Genomic DNA, 18681 nt, shown 5'->3' with positions numbered 1-18681 from the left:
CGACCCGCCACCCGACGTGCAGCTCCCCCGAGCTCCGTGCCAGTGCAGCATGGCGATCCTCCGGCATTTCTCGGGCACTGAGCGATTACGCGAGTGCCGAACGATTCAACACGACTGTCAGGAAACGAGTACTGCTTGTGAACTCCAGCGACAACGCGGCATCATCGTCCCCCGCATCCCCCTCCCCCAGAACCGGCCGGAAGCCGGCCCGCAAGACCAGGCGCCTCCGCGTCGACGACGTCCTCGTCGTCAAGACGTCCAAGGTCCGCACCGCCATCTCGGGCACCGTCGTCGGCAACTTCATGGAGTGGTTCGACTTCGGCATCTACGGCTACCTCGCGGTCACAATGACCGTCGTCTTCACCGAGGGCCTCCCTCCTGAGGCCGGCATCCTCGTCACCCTGTTCGGTTTCGCCGTGTCGTTCCTCGTGCGTCCGCTCGGCGGGCTCGTGCTCGGACCGCTCGGCGACAAGATCGGCCGGAAGAAGATCCTCTTCCTCACGATGTCGATGATGGCCGCGGCGACCGCCCTCATCGGCGTGCTGCCGACCGCCGCCCAGATCGGGCTGTGGGCGATCGCCCCGCTGTACCTCCTCAAGATGATCCAGGGCTTCTCGACCGGCGGTGAGTACGCCGGCGCGTCCACCTACGTCGCCGAGTTCTCTCCCGACCGCCGACGCGGGTTCTGGGCGTCCTGGCTCGATGTCGGGTCCTACGTCGGTTTCGCGGCAGGCGCCGGGACCGTCGCCCTCACCACGTTGATCGCGGAAGGCCTCGCCGGTCCTGACGCCATGACCGAGTTCGGGTGGCGCATCCCGTTCCTCATCGCCCTGCCGCTCGGCGCGGTGGCGGTGTGGTTCCGCCTCAAGATCCCCGAGACCCCGGCCTACGAGGTCACCGAGACCGCCGGCGGCATCGAGGCGGAGCACGAGGACCCCATGGCCCGCCAGGGGATCTTCGGGATCTTCCGTCACTTCTGGCGCCAGATCCTCATCGCGATGGCGATCGTCGCCGCGACGAACACCGCCGGCTACGCGCTCACGAGCTACATGCCGACCTACCTCGAGAAGGACGTCGGGGTCTCCAACCTGACGGCCGCGGTCGCGACCATCCCGGTCCTGCTGATCATGTCCGCCTGCCTGCCGCTCGTCGGCCGGATGTCCGACAAGCTCGGCCGCAAGCCCGTCTACCTCATGGCCGTCGGTGCGACCCTCGCCCTCATGGTGCCGGCGTTCGCGGTCATGCAGATCGGTGAGATCTGGGCCATCTTCATCGCCCTGTTCATGGTCGCCGCCCCGGTCGCCCTGTGGGCGGGACCGTCCGCGGCCTCGCTGCCGGCGTTCTTCCCGACGGCGTCCCGCTTCGGCGCGATGGCGATCGCCTACAACCTGTCGGTCTCGCTCTTCGGTGGCACGACGCCGCTGTTCAGCGAGTTCCTCATCCAGGTCACCGGGAACACCTTCATGCCCGCGTTCTACATCATGTTCTTCGCTGCGGTGGCGGGCGTCGGCGTGCTCACGATGCGGGAGACGGCTCGTCGTCCGCTCATCGGTTCCGTGCCGACGGTCGAGACGAAGGCCGAGGCGGTGGAACTCGTCAAGGGGCAGGACGACAACCCGCTCATCGACACCCACACGATGCCGCTCGACATCCTGCCGCCCGCGTCGACCACCGGCGCCGCGGCGGACGGCCAGGACGGACGCGTCACGACGCCCGCCGGCTAGCGGGTTCGTCGACGCGTTCGTCGAGGACGACGCGTTCGGTGATCACGATCGGGGCGGGTGCGCGGTGCGCATCCGCCCCGTCGCGTCCGACCCGTTCGAGCAGCGCGGCCTGCCAGCCACCGCTCGCGACCGGCTTCGCCGGGGCGGACGGCACGGTCGGGTCCTGGTCCTCAGCCGCCGGCTCGCGCGGCGCATCCGGCCCACGTTCCTCGACGAGGGCCTCCTGGACGATCCGTCGGGGATCGAACTGTCGAGGGTCGAGGCGTTTCCACTCGGCCGGGTCGAACTCCGGTCCGAGCTCCTCGGCTGCTCGCGCCTTGGTCGTGGCGACGAGGTCGCGGACGGTGCGGACGAGCACTCCGAGTCGCTCGGCGTACACCGGCAACTGTTTCGGGCCGATGAGCACGGCCGCGAGGACGCCGATGACGATCAGCTTGTCCATGGTGAGTCCGAACACGATGCGCTCCGATGATCAGGCAGCCGGAGTGTCGGCGCGGGGGTCGGTGTCGGCCGACACCTCGTCCTTCAGGATGCGTGCCGACTGCCCGACGCTGCGGGCGAGGCTCGGGAGCTTCGCGGCGCCGAAGAACAGCAGGATGACGGCGAAGACGATGAGGGCGTGCCAGCCGGTGAGGTTCTGGAGGAATCCCATGACGGGTCCTTTCGGGTCGATGCGGGTCGGGACGGGAATGCGTGGAGGTGCCGCGGTCAGCGTCCGCTCGGCGGCGTTCCTCCGCCGCCGCCAGCCCCGCCACCGCCGGACGGGGCAGCACCGGCGGTCGGCGTCGTCGTGGTGTCCACCCGGACGGTGAGCGCCACCTGATACCCGGAGGTCGCATCACCCGTCACCGTCGCGAGTTGCAGGGCACCGCCGTCGTCGCCGAAGACGTTGTCGTCGTCGAGACTCACCTGGGCGAGGTTCGCGCTCGAACCGTCGTAGCCCGACAGGGCGTAGACGGTGTCGCACGCCGCCTGCGGGAGGGCGACCTGCGAGGTCGCGATGGCGTTCGCGGAGTCGGAGATGTCCGCGACCGTGGGGTACACCTCGAAGTGGATGTGCGGCCACCGGCCCGAATAGCAGGCCGGGAAGATCGAGGTGTACGAGACGGTCCCCGAGCTGTCGGCGACCTGGACGCCGCGGAGGTAGGTCTCGTCCTCGATCCCGTCGGAGTACATCGAGTAGCCGCCCGACGCGTCGCAGTGCCAGACGTACACGGCGACGCCGGCGAACGGGGCGTCACCGTTCGCCATGTCGAGGATGGTGAGCGAGAGGGCCATGGGGACTCCGCTCGCGGTGGTGCCCGACCCGATGCTCGACCGGATGTCGCTGCGGACGATGCCGGACTCCTCGAGCACGTCGGCTCCGTTGGAGCCGTCGCCCGGGTAGGGGCCCGCGGTCTCGTCGGGGATCTCGCCCGATGGGAGGCCGGCGGTCGCGGTCGCGGTGCCCGTGTCGGTACTCGCGGCGCCGGAGCTCGTACTGCTGCTGCCGGACGCCCCGGTGGAGCAGGCGGCGAGCGCGACGGCCCCGACCCCGGCGCCCACGAGGCTCAGCACCGTGCGCCGGCTGACGAGGGTTCCGAGGTCGAACGCGACACCCTGGTCGACGACCTCCTCGTCGGCCCGGTCGAGTAGACGGCCCTCGTAGGCCGGGCCGTCCGGGGTGGTCTCGGGTGCTGGGATCCTGCTCATGGTGCGCCTCGCCTTCGTCTGCGATCGGTGGTCTCGATCGGTCGTGAGACGAGCATCGGCGTGGCGGCTATGGGCTTCCTATGAGCCGCCCATACGTCGTCGATGGGTCTGCTGGGCGGTTGCCGAGTCCGCATCGTCCCACCAGGCGAGGACCCGGGAACCGATGAGCGTGAGCCACTTCGACGGCTCACCCTCCGGCACGTCGGTGTCGAACCAGACGCGTCCGGGGAGGACCCGTCCCTGCAACCAGATCCCGTCCGACCGCCGTGCCGCGCGGACGAGCTCGACGGCGTCGGCGAGGCGCGGATCCGGGGGTGTGCCGCCGGCGAGAGACGCGTCCCGGAAATGGTCGAGGGCGGCGAGGGCGCTGTAGCGGTAGCGGTTCGGGTAGATGAAGTGGTCCACGAACGGGCCGACCCGCTCACCCGTCGTCGCCCGGTTGAGGAGTCGTCGCGTCAGGAGGTACTCCTCGCCCCCTTGTCGGGCCTCACGAACACTCGAGTCCCCCGTGTACGACTCATACGCCAGGAGACCGCGCACCGCGTTGAGGGTCGAGTGGAAGGAGGACCGCACCGAGTCGCCCTCCTCCGCCTCGCAGTTCCAGCCGCCGTCGGCGAGGCGATGCGTGGAGAACCAGGCGGCGAGCGGGGTGACGTCGACGTCGAGCCAGGCGCCGGTGGCGAGCGTGAAGGAGTTGATGCAGACGTCGACCTCACCGCCCCAGTACGGCAGATCGTCGTACTCCCAGCGACTGTTGGCGGTCAGGCGCTCGGCCGTGTCGGTCAGGGCCCCGGCATCGACACCCCATTCGCGGAGGTCCTTGAGCGCCCAGGTGGTCCCGACCCAGGGCTGCCCGGGCTCCTCCTGCTCGGCACTGCCGAAGAACCCGGCCGGGAAGTAGGCGCCGCCCGCCCACTGTCCGTCAGGGTCCTGATGCGCGAGCAGCTCGGCACCGAACCCGGTCGCCGCCACGGCGCCCCGCGTCGCCTCCCAGACCGCGGGTGGCGCTCCCGCCAGGTCGCGTTCGACCTGCCACCGGATGGCCGGGTCGGCGTCGAGCAACCAGTCGAGCAGCTTCGGATCGATCGCCATGCGGGAACGCTACTCCCCGGTGGCGCGCTCCGACAGGCTGGATCAGCGCGGGGTGGCCTTGAGCCCGTTGGGCGGCCCGTCGCGGTCGGACGCGGTGCGCGGGACGTCGTACCGCACGAGGGCGTCCGCGCGTTCCAGGCTCGGTTGCACACTCATCAACACCCGCTTGAGTGGATCGATGTCCCAGGCGATGACGAAGTACGCGTCGGCACCACCCCGATCGCGGCGCCGTTCGATGACCGCCTTCGGGATCACCGGGTCGTTCCGCATCACGAGCCACGTGTCGTGGTCGAGGCGGATCGGACGCGGGCGGGTCATGTGTCGAACATACGTTCGAATGTCGCGTGAGGCAAGTCGATACTCGAGCTGCTTAACTTTGCTTAACCGCTTGACCATCGTCACTGCACCTCGCTACGGTAACTGCGTAACCGATTAACCACTCACTGCAGAGGACGTCATGAACCAACGAGGGTTCCACCAGCCGAACGGCGCATGGGTCGGAGACGTCATCCCCTGGCAGGAGGACGGTGTCTTCCACCTCTTCTACCTGCACGAATCGCGTCGCGTCCCCAAGATCGGCATGCCGTGGCATCGCGTGACCACCCGGAACCTCGTCGACTTCGATGAGCTCGGTGAGGCACTGCCGTCGGGCGGACCGTCCGCGCCGGACTTCAACGTCTACACGGGCAGCGTCATCCTGGACCCCGACGGCGTCCACCACGTCTTCTACACGGGACAGCACCCGGAGCGCCGCGGTGCCGACGGTCTGGCGCTGCAACTCGTCATGCACGCCGTCAGCACCGACGGCATGCGCACCTGGGAGCGCCGGGAGGCCGACACCTTCGGCGCCACCGCAGGATATGAGACCGCCGACTGGCGGGATCCCTTCGTCTTCTGGGACGAGGACGCGGCCGTCTGGCGGATGCTCATCACCGCCCGACACGCACACGGCCCGGAACGGCGTCGCGGCGTCATCGCCCAGTGCACCTCCACGGACCTCTCGACCTGGGAACCCGTCGAGCCGTTCTGGGACCCGCGCCGCTACATCGCCCACGAGTGCCCCGAGGTCTTCCAGTGGGGCGACTGGTGGTACCTCGTGTCCTCCGAGTTCAGCGAGTCGTTCACGACGCGCTACCGGATGTCGCGCACCCTGCACGGCCCCTGGCTCGTCCCCGAGCACGACACGCTCGACGGACGCGCCTACTACGCGGCGAAGTCCGCCTCCCGCGACGGACGCCGGTTCTTCTTCGGCTGGATCGCCTCGCGTGAGGGAGCCCACGACGCGGGCGCCTGGCAGTGGGCCGGCACCATGTCGGTCCTCGAAGCGGAGCAGCGTGCCGACGGCACCCTGGCCTTCCATCCGCCCACCGAACTCCGCGACACCTTCGCGCCCGCCGACGAGCCGACGGACACCGTCGTCACCTCGGGCACGGTCCTGAGCGCCCCCGACGGGTACGCCGACGCCCTGTCGGCCGTGGACGCACCGAGTTCCTTCCGGCTGGTCGCCCGGTTCGACATCGCCCCCGGCACGACCGAGTGCGGTGTCCTCCTCCGGGCGAGCGATGACGGCGACGAGGGCTACGTCCTGCGCCTGGAGCCGAAGCGCGACCGCCTCGTGTTCGACCGCTGGCCCCGCTCCAGCACCGGCACGGAGCAGTGGCAGATCTCGGGCGACGTCCCCTTCGTCGTCGAACTGGAACGCCCCTGCCACCTCGCCCCCGGCTTGCACGAGCTCGAGGTGATCGTCGACGGCGACCTCTGCGTCGCGACCGTCGACGACGCGGTCGTCCTCAGCACGCGCCTCTACGACCGACCGGCCGGTCGCGTCGGCGTCTTCGTCGGCGAGGGGACCGTCACCGTCGAGGCGTGCACGCTCCTCGAGCGCGACGGCGGCGACTCCGACGACGACCTCACCTCACACCGACTGCTCACCAGCACCACGTCCTGATCCCGACACCACGCTCCGCCCGCCTGCACCACCACCCGCACACCCGCACCCACCTGTGATCGATCAACGGAGATTCCGACCATGCCAACCACCGCACGCCCCCGCACCATGCGCCCCACCCGCAGCACCGCCTTCGTGGCCCTCGTCGCCGCTGCAGCACTCGCCCTCTCCGGCTGCGCCGGCGGATCGAGCGCCACGGACCCGACCGACGTCGACCCGAAGGGCGACATCGTCCCCCGCGAGATCTCGTGGCTGCTCTCCCGCCCGGCCGACGGCGGGGTGATCACCGCGATGGAGCAGATCGCCGACGAGTACGCGAAGGACCACCCCGGCTTCTCGCTGAACCTCATCACGACCCCCGACCGCCCGTCCTACATCCAGAAGTACGAGACCCTCGCGGCCGCGAACAAGCTCCCCGAGCTCTTCGACACCGACGCGACCCCGTTCGCGCAGAAGCTCGCGAAGCAGGGCCGCATGGTCGACGTCGACCTGCTCCTCGAGGACCTCGGTCTCGCCGACTCCTACCGCGAGGCTGCGCTCAACTACCAGCGGTTCGACGACGGCTCGCTCTACATGGTGCCGTTCGAGTTCCAGCTGGAGTTCTTCTGGTACAACCGCTCCCTGCTCGAGGACGCCGGTGTCACCGTCCCGGCCACGCTCGACGACTTCCCCGCCATGTGCAAGGCGCTCCGCGCCAAGGGCGTCACCCCGATCGCGCTCGACGGTCAGGACCAGTGGCCGCTCGAGCGCTACATGGCCTACTACCCGTTCCGGATGGCGGGTCCCGAGTACATCCAGGACCTGAAGGCCGGGAAGGCCTCCTTCTCCGACCCGGCCGGGAAGGCCGCGGCCGAGTGGCTGTACGACCTCGGGCAGGCCGGCTGCTTCCAGGAGGGCTTCTCCTCGACCGGTTACGCGGACGCGCAGGCGCTCTTCACCTCGGGCAAGGCCGCGGTCTACAACATCGGCACGTGGGAGCTCTCGAACCTCGCGACGGATGCGCTCGACCCCGGCGTCCGTGACGCGGTCGGCACCTTCACGCTGCCGACCATCGACGGCGCCGTCACCGCCGACAACGAGTACGTCACCCCGTCCGGCATCGGCATGGCGGTGAACGCGAAGACGTACGACCCGCTCGTCCGCGACTTCCTCGCGTTCGCCCTCGAGCGCTACCCGGAGCTCTACGCGGCGACTGGCGCGCTGTCGCCGACGACCTCCGCGCAGACCACCGTCCCCGCGAACGCGACCGAGCTGTACGCCAGCTCCGTGGCCCAGGCGGACGGCGTCGGACCGGCGATCGCGATGCCCTGGGACACCCAGCTCGATCCGGCCACGAACACCCGACTCCAGCAGGAGCTGACCCTGCTCGTGCAGGGCGACATCACGCCGGACGAGTTCATCGCGACGATGGACGCGGCCCTCACGGAGAACGTCGATGACTGAGCTCACCCAGACCGCGGTGGGCGCGGCACCGGCCCGCCCACCACGGCGGCGGAAGCCGATGTCCACCTCGATGCTGCCCCGCCGGTCGACCTTGTCGGTGCTCGTGTTCCTCGTGCCGCCGCTCGTCCTCTACGGTGTGGCGGTGCTCCTGCCGATCGTGCAGTCGCTGTTCCTCAGCCTCTTCTCGTGGGACGGCATCACGGACATGGCGTTCGTCGGACTCGACAACTACGTCAAGATGCTCACGCGGGACGACGTCTTCTGGACCTCCTTCGGCAACGCCCTCGGCTACCTCGCGATCTGCCTGGTGCTCCAGCTCGGCGGCGCGCTCCTCGTCGCCGGACTGCTCACCGCCCTCCCCCGGGCCCGCGAGCTCGTCAAGACGCTGTACCTCCTGCCCGCCGTCATCTCGACGGTCGCGATCGCCATCCTGTTCCAGCGGCTGTACGCGCTCGAACCGGTCGGGCTGATCAACCAGCTGCTCGCATGGGTCGGACTCGGCGACCTCCAGACGGCCTGGCTGTCGAACGTGCAGACCGTCCTCGCCGCGGTGTCGATCCCGGAGGGCTGGCGGTTCACCGGCCTATACATGCTCATCATCTACGCCGCCCTCATGGCCGTGCCCCGCGACCTCGAGGAGGCCGCCCGGCTGGACGGCGCCTCCTGGTGGCAGATCTTCTGGCGGATCCGCTTCCCGTACATCCGGCCGGTGTGGATCACGACGACGGTCATGGCGACGACCTTCGCCCTCCGCGGCTTCGACATCCCGTACCTGCTGACGAACGGCGGGCCCGGTCAGTCGTCCGAGCTGCTGACCACCTACATGTACAAGACGGCGTTCGTCCACACGGATTACGGCTACGCCAGCGCGATCTCCATGTTCATCGTCGTCGAGTGTCTCGTCGCCGTCGGCCTCATCTTCCTGCTGCTCCGACGGAAGGACAAGTCATGACCGCCACCCTCCCCGCCCGGCCGACCGAACACGTCGCGCCCCCGGCGGCGTCGACACCGAAGCGGAAGCCCCGGCACACCCCGCGCGTGCGGGTGCAGCGGGCGATCCTCACCGTGACCGTCGTCGCGATCGTGCTCGTCCAGGTCTACCCGCTCGTCTGGTTGTTGGTCACGAGCTTCCGGACGGCGGCCGACTTCGCCGGTGGCAACCCCTTCGCGCTGCCGTCCGAGTGGACGCTCGACAACTACGCAAGGGCGTTCTCAACCGGCAACCTCGGGCTCAACATCGTCAACAGCCTGATCGTCACCCTCGGGTCGAGTGCCCTGATCGTCATCGCCGGCATGATGGCGGCGTACGCGCTCCAGGTCCTCGGGTTCCGGTTCAGCGGGCTCGTCCGCGGTCTGTTCCTCCTCGGCATCATCGTGCCCGTGCAGATCGCGCTCGTCCCCCTGTTCATCGATTACTCGCAGGTCGGCCTGCTCGACACCCACCTGTCGATGATCATCCCGCTGGCGGCGTTCGCACTGCCGATGGCCGTGTATCTGTTCTCGTCGTTCTACGAGTACATCCCGAGGGAGATGTACGAGGCCGCGTCGCTCGACGGGGCGGGTCCGTACCGGATCTTCGGCCAGATCACGTTCCCGCTCTCGGTCAACACGATCATCACCGTCGTGCTCGTCAACAGCATCTTCATCTGGAACGACTTCATCTTCGCGAACACCTTCGTGCTCTCCGACGGATTGAAGACCATCCCGCTCGGCCTGCAGAACTACATCGGGGCGATGGGGAACACTGATTGGACGGCGACGTTCGCCGCCGTCTGCGTCACGGTCACACCGCTGCTGTTGGTGTTCCTCGTGTTGAACAAAGCGATGATCAGCGGCCTCGAGAGCGGAGCGACCAAGGGATGAGCAGCACCGACCAGCCGAAGCCCGGCTCAGACCACCCGAAGAACACCTCGGGCATCACGATGCGCGACGTCGCGAAGGCCGCCGGTGTCTCCGTGGCGACCGTCTCGCACGTCGTCAACGACAAGCCGGGGTCGCGGATCGGCGAGGACGCCAAACGTCGGGTGCACGAGGCGGTGGCCAAGCTCGGCTACCGGCCGAACGCCCTCGCGAAGACGCTGTCCCAGGGGCACTCCCGGTTCATCGGCCTCGTCGCCGACGCGATCGCGACGACCCCGTTCGCCGGCCAGATCATCCACGGCGCCCAGGACGAGGCGTGGCGCCACGGCTACGTCCTGCTCGTCGCCAACACCGACGGCAACACGGCCGCCGAGGAGGAGGCGATCGCGATGATGCTCGAGCACCAGGTCCGCGGGATCCTCTACTCCACCTGGTTCCACCACGAGATCACCGTGCCCGAGGCGCTCCTCCAGACCGACACCGTGCTCGTGGACTGCTACGCCGCCGGAAGCGGGCTCCCGGCCGTCGTGCCGGATGAGGAGCAGGGCGGGCGGACCGCGACCGAGGCGCTGCTCGCGGCCGGCCACCGACGGATCGCGTTCGTCAACACGACGACCCCCTCACCGGCACAGACCGGCCGGCTCGCCGGGTACCGCTCGGCGCTGCAGGCGGCGGGAGTGGCGTTCGACGACGCCCTCGTGATCCCGGCATCACCGGAGCAGGAGGGTGGGTACGCGGCGACCGCGGAGGTCGTCGACTCAGGCGCCACCGCGGTCTTCTGCCACAACGACCGCGTGGCGATGGGACTCTACGACGGGCTGCGCGAGCGCGGACTGCGGATCCCCGACGACATGGCGGTCATGGGGTTCGACAACCAGGACGTCATCGCCGCCCACCTCCGGCCCCCGCTGTCGACGGTCGCCCTCCCCCACTACGAGCTCGGAGCGGCCGGCGTCCGTCGGCTGCTCGGTCTAGACGCCGCGCTGCCCGCCGGGCCGCAGCTCATCGCCTGCCCGGCCGTACCGCGGCACTCCGTCTGAGGGCGCGACCGTGCACGACGAGCAGCACGCCCTTCCACGGCCCGGCTTCCACCTGACGCCACAGCGGAACTGGATGAACGACCCGAACGGCTTGGTCTTCCATCGCGGGCGGTGGCACGCGTTCTTCCAGTACAACCCGGAGGGCAGCGACTGGGGCAACATGAGCTGGGGTCACGCCTCGAGCGTCGACCTGCAGCACTGGGACGAGCATCCGGTCGCCCTTCGGTACACCGCCGAGGAGCAGGTGTACTCGGGATCCGTGGTCGCCGCGGGTCCCGACGGGCGCCTCACGGCGTACTACACGAGTGTGTCCACCGACGGTCGGCAGGCGCAGTCCCGGGCGACCAGTGACGACGACGGGCTCACCTGGCAGCGCGACCCGGAGAACCCGATCCTCGACCGCGGCTCGCACGCCTTCCGCGACCCGAAGATCATCCGGTACGAGGACGCCGCGGGTTTCCGCTGGATCATGCTCACGGTGGAAGCCGTGGAGCGCCAGGTCCTCGTGTACTCCTCCACCGACCTCCGCACCTGGGAGCACCTCAGCACCGTCGGTCCGGTCGGTCCCACCGGCGTCGTGTGGGAGTGCCCCGACCTCATCCCGCTCGCGGTCGACGGACGCCCGGACGAGGTCCGGTGGGTCCTGCTCCTCAGCACCAACCCGATCGGCGACGTGCAGGACCCGGACGGGTCGTCGATGAGCTATCTCGTCGGCGACTTCGACGGCTCGGTGTTCACGCCTGAGCGGGCCGAGCTGCAGCGGCTCGACCACGGTCGGGACTTCTACGCGGCGGTCGGGTTCGACCGCGCTCCGGACGGTGAAGCGGTGATCCTCGGTTGGATGGGCAACTGGCGCTACGCCGCCGACCTCCCCGCCTCGCCCTGGCGGGGCGCGATGTCGCTCCCGAGACGCCTGTCCTTGACCACGGTCGACGGCGAGCCACGACTCGTGCAGGAGCCACCGGCCTTCGTCAGGGAACGACTGGCCGCGATCGACCCGACGACCGTCGCCGTGTCCTCGGACGCCGTCGACCTGGGGCTCGAGGGTGACGGCGTGGTCGAGCTGCGCTGGGATCCGTCGATCACCGGTGGGTTGCGGCTCCGGCTGACGGCCGACACCGACGGTGCGGTCCTCATCGTCCACGACCCGGCGACGGCGTCACTCTCCGTCACCCGGTCGGGCGGTGCCATGGACACGGTGCACCCCGACTTCGCCTCCACGAGCATCGTTCCCCTCGTCGGCGACCGGCCGGCTCGACTCCTCCTGAGCCTCGACGGCCCGCTGCTCGAGCTGTTCGTCGACGGCGGTCTCGCCACCGTCTCCGACCTCGTCATCCTCGGGAGCGGACGACCGACGCTGAGCCTCGCGAGCGAACGCGCCAGTCCCGTCTCGGTGGCCGTCGCCGTCCTCGACCGGGCGCCCGCCACCGACCAGGTGCACGCGCTCGCCTGAGCAGTCCTCCACCGCACGATCCAGCACCATCCCGCCACGGGTGCCTTCGGCGCGCCCGCGGCACCGACGAAAGGAACAGCAATGACGCACGACCTCTCCCGCCGGACCGTCCTCCAGGGCGCCGGCCTCGGGGCGCTCGCCCTGTTCGCGAGTACCGGCACGCCCCTCGCCGCCCAGGCGGCGACCACCGCCCAGGCGCAGGCCTCCCTCAGATCGGTGTTCCACATGACGCCGCCGTCGGGGTGGCTCTGCGACCCGCAACGACCGGTGTTCACGAACGGCGCGTACCAGCTGTACTACCTGCACTCCGGCCAGAACAACGGTCCGGGCGGTTGGGATCACGCGACGACGACCGACGGCGTCGCCTTCACCCACCACGGGACCGTCATGCCGCTGCAGCCGGACTTCCCGGTGTGGTCGGGTTCCGCCGTCGTCGACACCGCGAACACCGCCGGCTTCGGGGCGGGTGCGGTCATCGCCCTCGCGACGCAGCCCACGGACGGCGTCCGGAAGTACCAGGAGCAGTACCTCTACTGGTCGACGGACGGCGGCTTCACGTTCACGATGCTCCCCGACCCGGTGATCGTGAACACCGACGGACGTGCGGCCCAGACCCCGGCGGAGATCGAGAACGCCGAGTGGTTCCGGGACCCGAAGGTCCACTGGGACGCGGCCAGGAACGAATGGGTGTGCGTCATCGGCCGGGCGCGCTACGCGGCCTTCTACACCTCGCCCGACCTCACGACGTGGCAGTTGCAGCACAACTTCGACTTCCCGAACCACGACCTCGGTGGCATCGAGTGCCCGGATTTGTTCGAGATGCGAGCGGGCGACGGCAGCTGGCACTGGGTCTTGGGCGCCAGCATGGACGCCTACTCGATCGGCCTGCCGATGACCTACGCCTACTGGACGGGCACGTGGGACGGGACGCGGTTCACCGCCGACGACCTCACCCCGCAGTGGCTGGACTGGGGCTGGGACTGGTACGCCGCCGTCACCTGGCCGAAGGCGGAGTCGCCCGACGACCGCCGGCTCGCGATCGCGTGGATGAACAACTGGAAGTACGCGGCCCGCGACGTCCCCACCGACGCCTCGGACGGCTACAACGGCCAGAACTCCGTCGTCCGGGAGCTGCGACTCGAGGCGCAGTCCGGTGGTCGGTACAGCCTGCTCAGTTCGCCCGTGGACGCTTTGGCCGGGTATGCGACCTCCACCGTCTCCCTCCCCGACCAGACGGTCACCGGGAGCGCCGTCCTGCCCTGGAGCGGCCGGGCGTACGAGATCGAGCTCGACCTCACCTGGGACACCGCGACCAATGTCGGTCTCTCCGTCGGTCGTTCGGCGGACGGCTCTCGCCACACCAACATCGGGAAGGCCGGGGCCGAGCTCTACGTCGACCGCGCACCGTCCGACCTGGCGGGCTTCTCGCTGCAGCCGTACACCCGGGCCGCAGCACCGATCGACGCGGCTGCACGCTCGGTCCATCTGCGGGTCTTCGTCGACACGCAGAGCGTCGAGGTCTTCGTCAACGCCGGTCACACCGTCGTCTCGCAGCAGGTGCACTTCGCCGAGGGCGACACGGGGATCTCGCTCTACACCGACGGCGGACCGTTGACCGCCTCGGGGATCACGATCCGCGAGTTCGGCACGGCGATCTGAGGCGAGCGCCCGCATCCATACGTCAGGATGGACGGATGGATCTGCAGAACCTGGTCGAACACGGACATTGGACGACGGCCCCTGCGGCGGTGACGACGGAGCCGGACGGTTCCCTGCTCGTCACCGCCGTCGAGGGCAGTGACGCCTGGCGACACACCTCCTACGGTTTCGTCCACGACACGGAGCACGCGCTGATCGCGCCGATGCAGCGACGGGCGGCGATCGAGGTGTCGTTCGTCCTCCCCGGCTCCGAGCAGTTCGATCAGGCCGGGGTGTTCCTCCGCGCCTCCGAGTCGACGTGGATCAAAGCCGGGGTCGAGGTGTCCGACGGGGTCGCCCAGCTCGGTGCGGTCGTCACGCACGGGACCTCCGACTGGTCGGTGGCACCGGTCCCCGGTTGGCTCGGACGAACGGTCACCGTGCGCGCGAGCCGCGACGGCGACGCCGTGACCGTACGCGCACGGGTGGACGACGAGGACTGGCGACTGGTCCGTGTCGCCCACCTCGACCCGGAGGCCGACGTCGAGGCGGGGCTGTTCTGTGCAGCCCCGACGCGCGCCGGCCTCACGGTGCGGTTCACCGCCGTCCGTCTCGGTCCGCCGGACGACGCGCTCCACGGCTGACGCTCTGCCCGGTCGCGGCATTGCGCTCCGCGAGCTGTGCGAACGCGGTGACGAGCTCAGGCGGCTCGACGACGTCGACGTCGGTGTCGAAGCGGTTCACGGACGCGGCGAGCGCCACCCACGACCACGCGCCGGCGGTGTAGCGCGTGCGGTCCGGACCGAGGGGCTCGGCGGTGCCGTCACCGACGAACGGCCGGACCGCATCGAACGGCAGGTGGAGCACGACGGTGCCGACACAGGGCCAGGCATCGGCCTGCTCGGATCCCTTGAACCTCGCAGCCACGAACGTCTGGACGTCTCCACCCGGCACCTCGCGCGGACGGAACCGCGGTCCGGTCGGCGTCCTCGGCACGATGCGGTCGGCGCGGAAGATCCGCCAGTCGTCGCGGTCGAGGTCCCAGGCCACGAGGTACCAGCGCCCCTGGGAGGTGACCAGGTGATGCGGTTCGACGCGCCGAGGGGGTTCCGGGTCGTCGACGGATCGCCCGAACCGGAGCACCTCCCGCGCGCGGATGGCCGCGGACAGCGCGAGGAGGATCGGCACGGCCACCTGCGGGGTCGGTCCGCCGCCTGAGCGGGGCACCGAGGTGACGTCGAGGGCGTCGAGTCGATGCCGCAGCCGCGACGGCAGGACCTGTCTCACGGTCGTCAGTGCTCGGAGCGCCGGCTCCTCGAACCCGGATCCCGCGACGGCCGTGGTCTGGAGGGCGATGGTGAGCGCGACGATCTGCTCGTCGTCGAAGAGCAGCGGCGGGAGTTCGCTCCCGGCGTCGAGGTGGTACCCGCCGTCCGGCCCCATCGTGGCCTCGATGCGATACCCCATCTCCCGGAGTCGGTCGACGTCGCGGCGGATCGTGCGGTGGCTGACGTCCAGCCGGTCGGCGAGCAGGGCACCCGGCCAGTCGCGGCGCGCCTGCAGGAGCGAGAGCAACTGCAGGAGTCTGGAGGTCGGTGAGGCCATGGTGCGAGCGTAGTCCGAGTGCAGGACATGATCTGTCCTAGACGCCTGAAACAGTGGTGCTCGACCGGGAGGAGCCCGGCACGACTCGAGGAGCACTCATGAGCATCACGACCACGACCCACCTCAACTTCCAGGGCGACGCCCGCGCTGCGCTGGAGTTCTACCAGTCCGTCTTCGGCGGGCGGACGACGATCGCGAGCTACAGCGACCTCGGGATGCCGAAGGACGCCCCGGGTGCCGACCTGGTCGTCTTCGGTCAGGTCGAATCCGAGGACGGCTTCCGGGTGATGGCGTACGACAGCCCCGGAGCTCCGGTGGCGTCCCTGATCGGCGCCGCACCGACCCGCCGTGAGCACGGTGCGACCGTCACCGGACAGTCCTGCTTCGTCGCGGTGCGTGGCGAGACGCTCGCGGAGGTCGAGGTGTTCTGGAACCGACTCGTCGTGGGAGGTTCGGTCGTCGAAGAGCTCGCCGCGTCCGCCTGGAGCCCCGGCTTCGGCATGGTGACCGACCGGTTCGGCGTCACGTGGGTGCTCGACGTGGCGGCGGCCGGCTGAGGCGTCCACGCCCGTCCGGCGAGACAGGGAACGGGCCGGTGCGGACGATCGTGTCCGCACCGGCCCGTTCCGGTCGTCGGGTTGCGACTCAGCGCACGGTGTCGAACCGCTGACCCTCGGGCTTCGAGGGCAGGAGGAAGAGGACGAGCAGGATGATGCCGCCGACCGACGGGATGAGCGAGAAGAAGTAGAACGGGCCGGGGAAGTTGGCGTCGTGGAGACGGCGCCAAGCGAGGGCCAGGTTCGGGACGATGGTCGCCAGCCAGATGAGGCCGAGGAGGACGACGCCCGTCAGGATCAGCGGAGCAGCCCCGGGGATCTCGAGGATGCCGGGCTGGGTGTAGTAGGTCCGAGAGCCGGTACTGCTGTCGAACACGACGGCCTCGCGCTGCGCGGCAGCGGATGTCGCGCCGATCAGGACGCCGGTGAAGAACAGGATGTTCGGGATGAGCGTGACGAGGAAGACGAACAGCGTGACCCACCAGTACTCGCTCCGAGAGGCACGGCCGGTGAAGGTCGCGTACTTGCGGAGGTAGCGCTTGACCGCCTGCGGGAACGTCGCTCCATAGAGCGGGAGCGTCAGGTCATCCGGGGAGGCGGCGCCGTGGATCGGAGCGGGCGCGTACGGCTGCTTGTACGTCGGCGTCGCGGGGTAGTCAGAGGTGGCGTTGGAACTCATGGTGCCTTTCGATCGAGGTACTCGGTAATGAGACCCTGGCATAACACATGTCCACCTCAGAACAACTTGCGCGACCGACCGACTTCGGGCATGCTCCGCGGCATTTCGGTGATCCTCGGCCAGCCCCGAGCACCCGCTCCGGTCTCACGAATCCGGTGCCCTTCCCCCGGTCCCTGAGCCTGTCGAAGGGCACACGAGGACCCTTCCACATCCGACCCGACTCGGCATCTGGAATGTCAGTGGTCCATGATGGACTTGTTCCATGACCGAGACCACGACCTCCGCAGTTCGAGCTGGCGACGAATACGCCGCGCAGCTCGCGGAGTTCTCAGACCACTATGCCGACATCCAGCGTCGGCGTGCTGCTCTGGACGCCGAGGAGGCCCGGCTCCTCGCCCGTTCCGCCGCCTACGCCGACGCCTTCGCCGACGCCACGGTCCCGGCGATCTTCCCGCCCGCCGAGCGTCAGGCACTCTCACGCCGATCCACCTGCGCGGCCCTCGCGATGGCGACCCGAACGCCCGAGCGGACCGTGCAGCGTGCGAGCAACGACGCGGAACGCCTCGTGAACGAAGCGCCGGCCGTGCTCGCCTCGCTCGAGGCAGGGCGTATCTCGGCGCGGCATGCGCAGACGATCATCGACCAGCTCAGTGACGTGCCGGCAGCAGGGCGGGCGGTGTTCCTCGCCGAGGTCCTGCCGGTCGCGGAAGAGTCGACCAACGCGTACCTCCGGAAGCGCGCCCGCGTCCTCCGCGAGCGCCTCCACCCCGAATCGATCACCGCCCGAGCCGTCCGCTCCGAGGCCGACCGCCGGGTGGAATTCGAGCCCGCAGCCGACGGCATGGCGTGGGTGCATCTCTTCACGACCGCGCCAATCGCGCAGGGCATCGCCGAGCGGGTCGAAGCGGCCGCCGCCGAATCGCGCGATGCCGGTGAAACCCGCACCTGCGGACAACTGCAGGCCGACGCGCTCGCGGCGCTCGCCCTGACCGGTGTGACCCCGGAGGACGTCCTGTCGAGCCCGGTCCTCCCGCACCCGATCGAGGTCCAGGAACACATCAAGCCCACGGTTCAGATCACCGTCCCGGCACTCAGCATGGCCGGTGTGAGCGATGCCCCGGCTACCCTCGACGGCTACGGCCCGATCGACCCCGAGACCGCGGCGCGTATCGCGGTGAACGCGCCGAGCTTCACCCGGATCCTCGTCCAACCGGAAACAGGCGCGGTCCTCTCCGTCGGCCGAAACCAGTACCGCGTCCCGGCCGACCTGCAACGGGCAGTGCGCCTCCGGGACGGCACCTGTCGGGCACCGGGCTGTGGCAGACGAGCCAGAGCCTGCGACCTCGACCACTCGGTCGCGTGGGAGGACGGAGGGGCGACAGACGTCGGAAACCTCGCCTGCCTGTGTCGACATCATCACCGGATGAAGCACCTCCCGGGGTGGAACCTCGACCACAAACCGGGCGGCGTCCTCGAATGGACGACACCCGACGGCAAGCACCACCGGACGGAACCAGACCCCGCCCCGTTCTGACCCCGCCGACGAAGGCTCCTTCGTGGGCACTTCGACAAGCTCAGTGACCGGAAGAGGTGTGCTCGGATCCGTTTCGGTCCCTGAGCCTCTCGAAGGGTTCCTCGTAGGCACTTCGACAAGCTCAGTGACCGGAAGAAGTGTGCTCGGATCCGTTTCGGTCCCTGAGCCTGTCGAAGGGTTTCGCGTGGGCACTTCGACAAGCTCAGTGACCGGAAGAGGTTCACCCGGGATATTTCGGTCCCTGAGCCTGTCGAAGGGTTTCGCGTGGGCACTTCGACAGGCTCAGTGACCGGGAGAGGTGCGCCCGGAACGACGAGGGGTCCTCGTAGGCACTTCGACAAGCTCAGTGACCGGGAGAGGTGCGCCCGGAACGACGAGGCGTCCTCGTGGGCACTTCGACAGGCTCAGTGACCGGA

At 69.4% G+C, this 18681-nt stretch carries 18 protein-coding genes; 11 read left to right on the top strand and 7 right to left on the bottom strand.

Annotation, left to right across the window (positions count from 1 at the left end):
* Positions 1-137 precede the first annotated feature (137 nt).
* The gene (locus HOW07_RS14580) at positions 138-1724 is read left to right on the top strand and encodes an MFS transporter (protein ID WP_175117611.1); all 1587 of its coding nucleotides are present in this window, start codon (positions 138-140) and stop codon (positions 1722-1724) included.
* Here the strand turns inward: HOW07_RS14580 and HOW07_RS14575 are convergent.
* The 5 genes from HOW07_RS14575 to HOW07_RS14555 all read right to left on the bottom strand — a co-directional run bounded on the left by HOW07_RS14575 (position 1705) and on the right by HOW07_RS14555 (position 4826).
* Positions 1705-2181, bottom strand: coding sequence for a Sec-independent protein translocase TatB (locus HOW07_RS14575; RefSeq protein ID WP_175117610.1), 477 nt, complete (start codon positions 2179-2181; stop codon positions 1705-1707). The two genes, HOW07_RS14580 and HOW07_RS14575, sit on opposite strands and share 20 nt — an antisense overlap.
* 15 nt (positions 2182-2196) lie before the next feature.
* Positions 2197-2376: a twin-arginine translocase TatA/TatE family subunit gene (locus HOW07_RS14570; RefSeq protein WP_175117609.1), complete on the bottom strand. Its 180-nt coding sequence runs from the start codon at positions 2374-2376 to the stop codon at positions 2197-2199.
* Between the two features lie 56 nt (positions 2377-2432).
* Positions 2433-3416, bottom strand: coding sequence for an intradiol ring-cleavage dioxygenase (locus HOW07_RS14565; protein WP_175117608.1), 984 nt, complete (start codon positions 3414-3416; stop codon positions 2433-2435).
* A 78-nt stretch (positions 3417-3494) separates the two neighbouring features.
* The gene (locus HOW07_RS14560; RefSeq protein ID WP_175117607.1) at positions 3495-4508 is read right to left on the bottom strand and encodes a squalene cyclase; all 1014 of its coding nucleotides are present in this window, start codon (positions 4506-4508) and stop codon (positions 3495-3497) included.
* Between the two features lie 42 nt (positions 4509-4550).
* Positions 4551-4826, bottom strand: a complete 276-nt coding sequence (locus HOW07_RS14555; RefSeq protein ID WP_064294714.1) for a hypothetical protein — start codon at positions 4824-4826, stop codon at positions 4551-4553.
* A gap of 139 nt (positions 4827-4965) precedes the next feature.
* Here HOW07_RS14555 and HOW07_RS14550 point away from each other — a divergent pair, with 139 nt between their 5' ends.
* The 8 genes from HOW07_RS14550 to HOW07_RS14515 all read left to right on the top strand — a co-directional run bounded on the left by HOW07_RS14550 (position 4966) and on the right by HOW07_RS14515 (position 14534).
* Positions 4966-6456, top strand: coding sequence for a glycoside hydrolase family 32 protein (locus tag HOW07_RS14550; RefSeq protein WP_175117606.1), 1491 nt, complete (start codon positions 4966-4968; stop codon positions 6454-6456).
* An 81-nt stretch (positions 6457-6537) separates the two neighbouring features.
* Entirely contained in the window at positions 6538-7899 is a 1362-nt protein-coding gene (locus tag HOW07_RS14545; protein ID WP_254628360.1) for an ABC transporter substrate-binding protein, read from the top strand.
* A 70-nt stretch (positions 7900-7969) separates the two neighbouring features.
* Positions 7970-8851 (top strand): carbohydrate ABC transporter permease, encoded by an 882-nt coding sequence (locus tag HOW07_RS14540; protein WP_056013507.1) that lies wholly within the window; start codon positions 7970-7972, stop codon positions 8849-8851.
* Positions 8848-9762, top strand: coding sequence for a carbohydrate ABC transporter permease (locus HOW07_RS14535; protein ID WP_175117605.1), 915 nt, complete (start codon positions 8848-8850; stop codon positions 9760-9762). Before HOW07_RS14540 ends, HOW07_RS14535 begins: the two co-directional genes overlap by 4 nt.
* On the top strand, positions 9759-10799 hold the full coding sequence (locus HOW07_RS14530) for a LacI family DNA-binding transcriptional regulator (RefSeq protein WP_175117604.1): 1041 nt from the start codon (positions 9759-9761) through the stop codon (positions 10797-10799). The genes HOW07_RS14535 and HOW07_RS14530 overlap by 4 nt, the downstream gene beginning before the upstream one ends.
* Before the next feature lie 10 nt (positions 10800-10809).
* Positions 10810-12252, top strand: a complete 1443-nt coding sequence (locus HOW07_RS14525) for a glycoside hydrolase family 32 protein (protein ID WP_175117603.1) — start codon at positions 10810-10812, stop codon at positions 12250-12252.
* A gap of 81 nt (positions 12253-12333) precedes the next feature.
* On the top strand, positions 12334-13911 hold the full coding sequence (locus HOW07_RS14520; RefSeq protein WP_175117602.1) for a glycoside hydrolase family 32 protein: 1578 nt from the start codon (positions 12334-12336) through the stop codon (positions 13909-13911).
* Positions 13912-13946: 35 nt separating this feature from the next.
* The gene (locus HOW07_RS14515) at positions 13947-14534 is read left to right on the top strand and encodes a DUF1349 domain-containing protein (RefSeq protein ID WP_175117601.1); all 588 of its coding nucleotides are present in this window, start codon (positions 13947-13949) and stop codon (positions 14532-14534) included.
* On the opposite strand, the gene HOW07_RS14510 is transcribed toward HOW07_RS14515, so the two are convergent.
* Positions 14488-15495 (bottom strand): YafY family protein, encoded by a 1008-nt coding sequence (locus HOW07_RS14510; protein ID WP_175117600.1) that lies wholly within the window; start codon positions 15493-15495, stop codon positions 14488-14490. The two genes, HOW07_RS14515 and HOW07_RS14510, sit on opposite strands and share 47 nt — an antisense overlap.
* 98 nt (positions 15496-15593) lie before the next feature.
* Here HOW07_RS14510 and HOW07_RS14505 point away from each other — a divergent pair, with 98 nt between their 5' ends.
* Positions 15594-16052, top strand: a complete 459-nt coding sequence (locus HOW07_RS14505) for a VOC family protein (protein WP_175117599.1) — start codon at positions 15594-15596, stop codon at positions 16050-16052.
* 88 nt (positions 16053-16140) lie between these two features.
* On the opposite strand, the gene HOW07_RS14500 is transcribed toward HOW07_RS14505, so the two are convergent.
* On the bottom strand, positions 16141-16731 hold the full coding sequence (locus tag HOW07_RS14500) for a DUF805 domain-containing protein (protein WP_175117598.1): 591 nt from the start codon (positions 16729-16731) through the stop codon (positions 16141-16143).
* 262 nt (positions 16732-16993) lie between these two features.
* On the opposite strand from HOW07_RS14500, the gene HOW07_RS14495 reads away from it, so the two are divergent.
* On the top strand, positions 16994-18265 hold the full coding sequence (locus HOW07_RS14495; protein WP_175117597.1) for an HNH endonuclease signature motif containing protein: 1272 nt from the start codon (positions 16994-16996) through the stop codon (positions 18263-18265).
* Positions 18266-18681 lie beyond the last annotated feature (416 nt).

Source organism: Plantibacter sp. MCCC 1A11337 (assembly GCF_013349365.1).
GTDB classification, from domain to species: domain Bacteria; phylum Actinomycetota; class Actinomycetes; order Actinomycetales; family Microbacteriaceae; genus Plantibacter; species Plantibacter flavus_A.
This window is presented reverse-complemented; position numbering and strand designations above follow the sequence as displayed.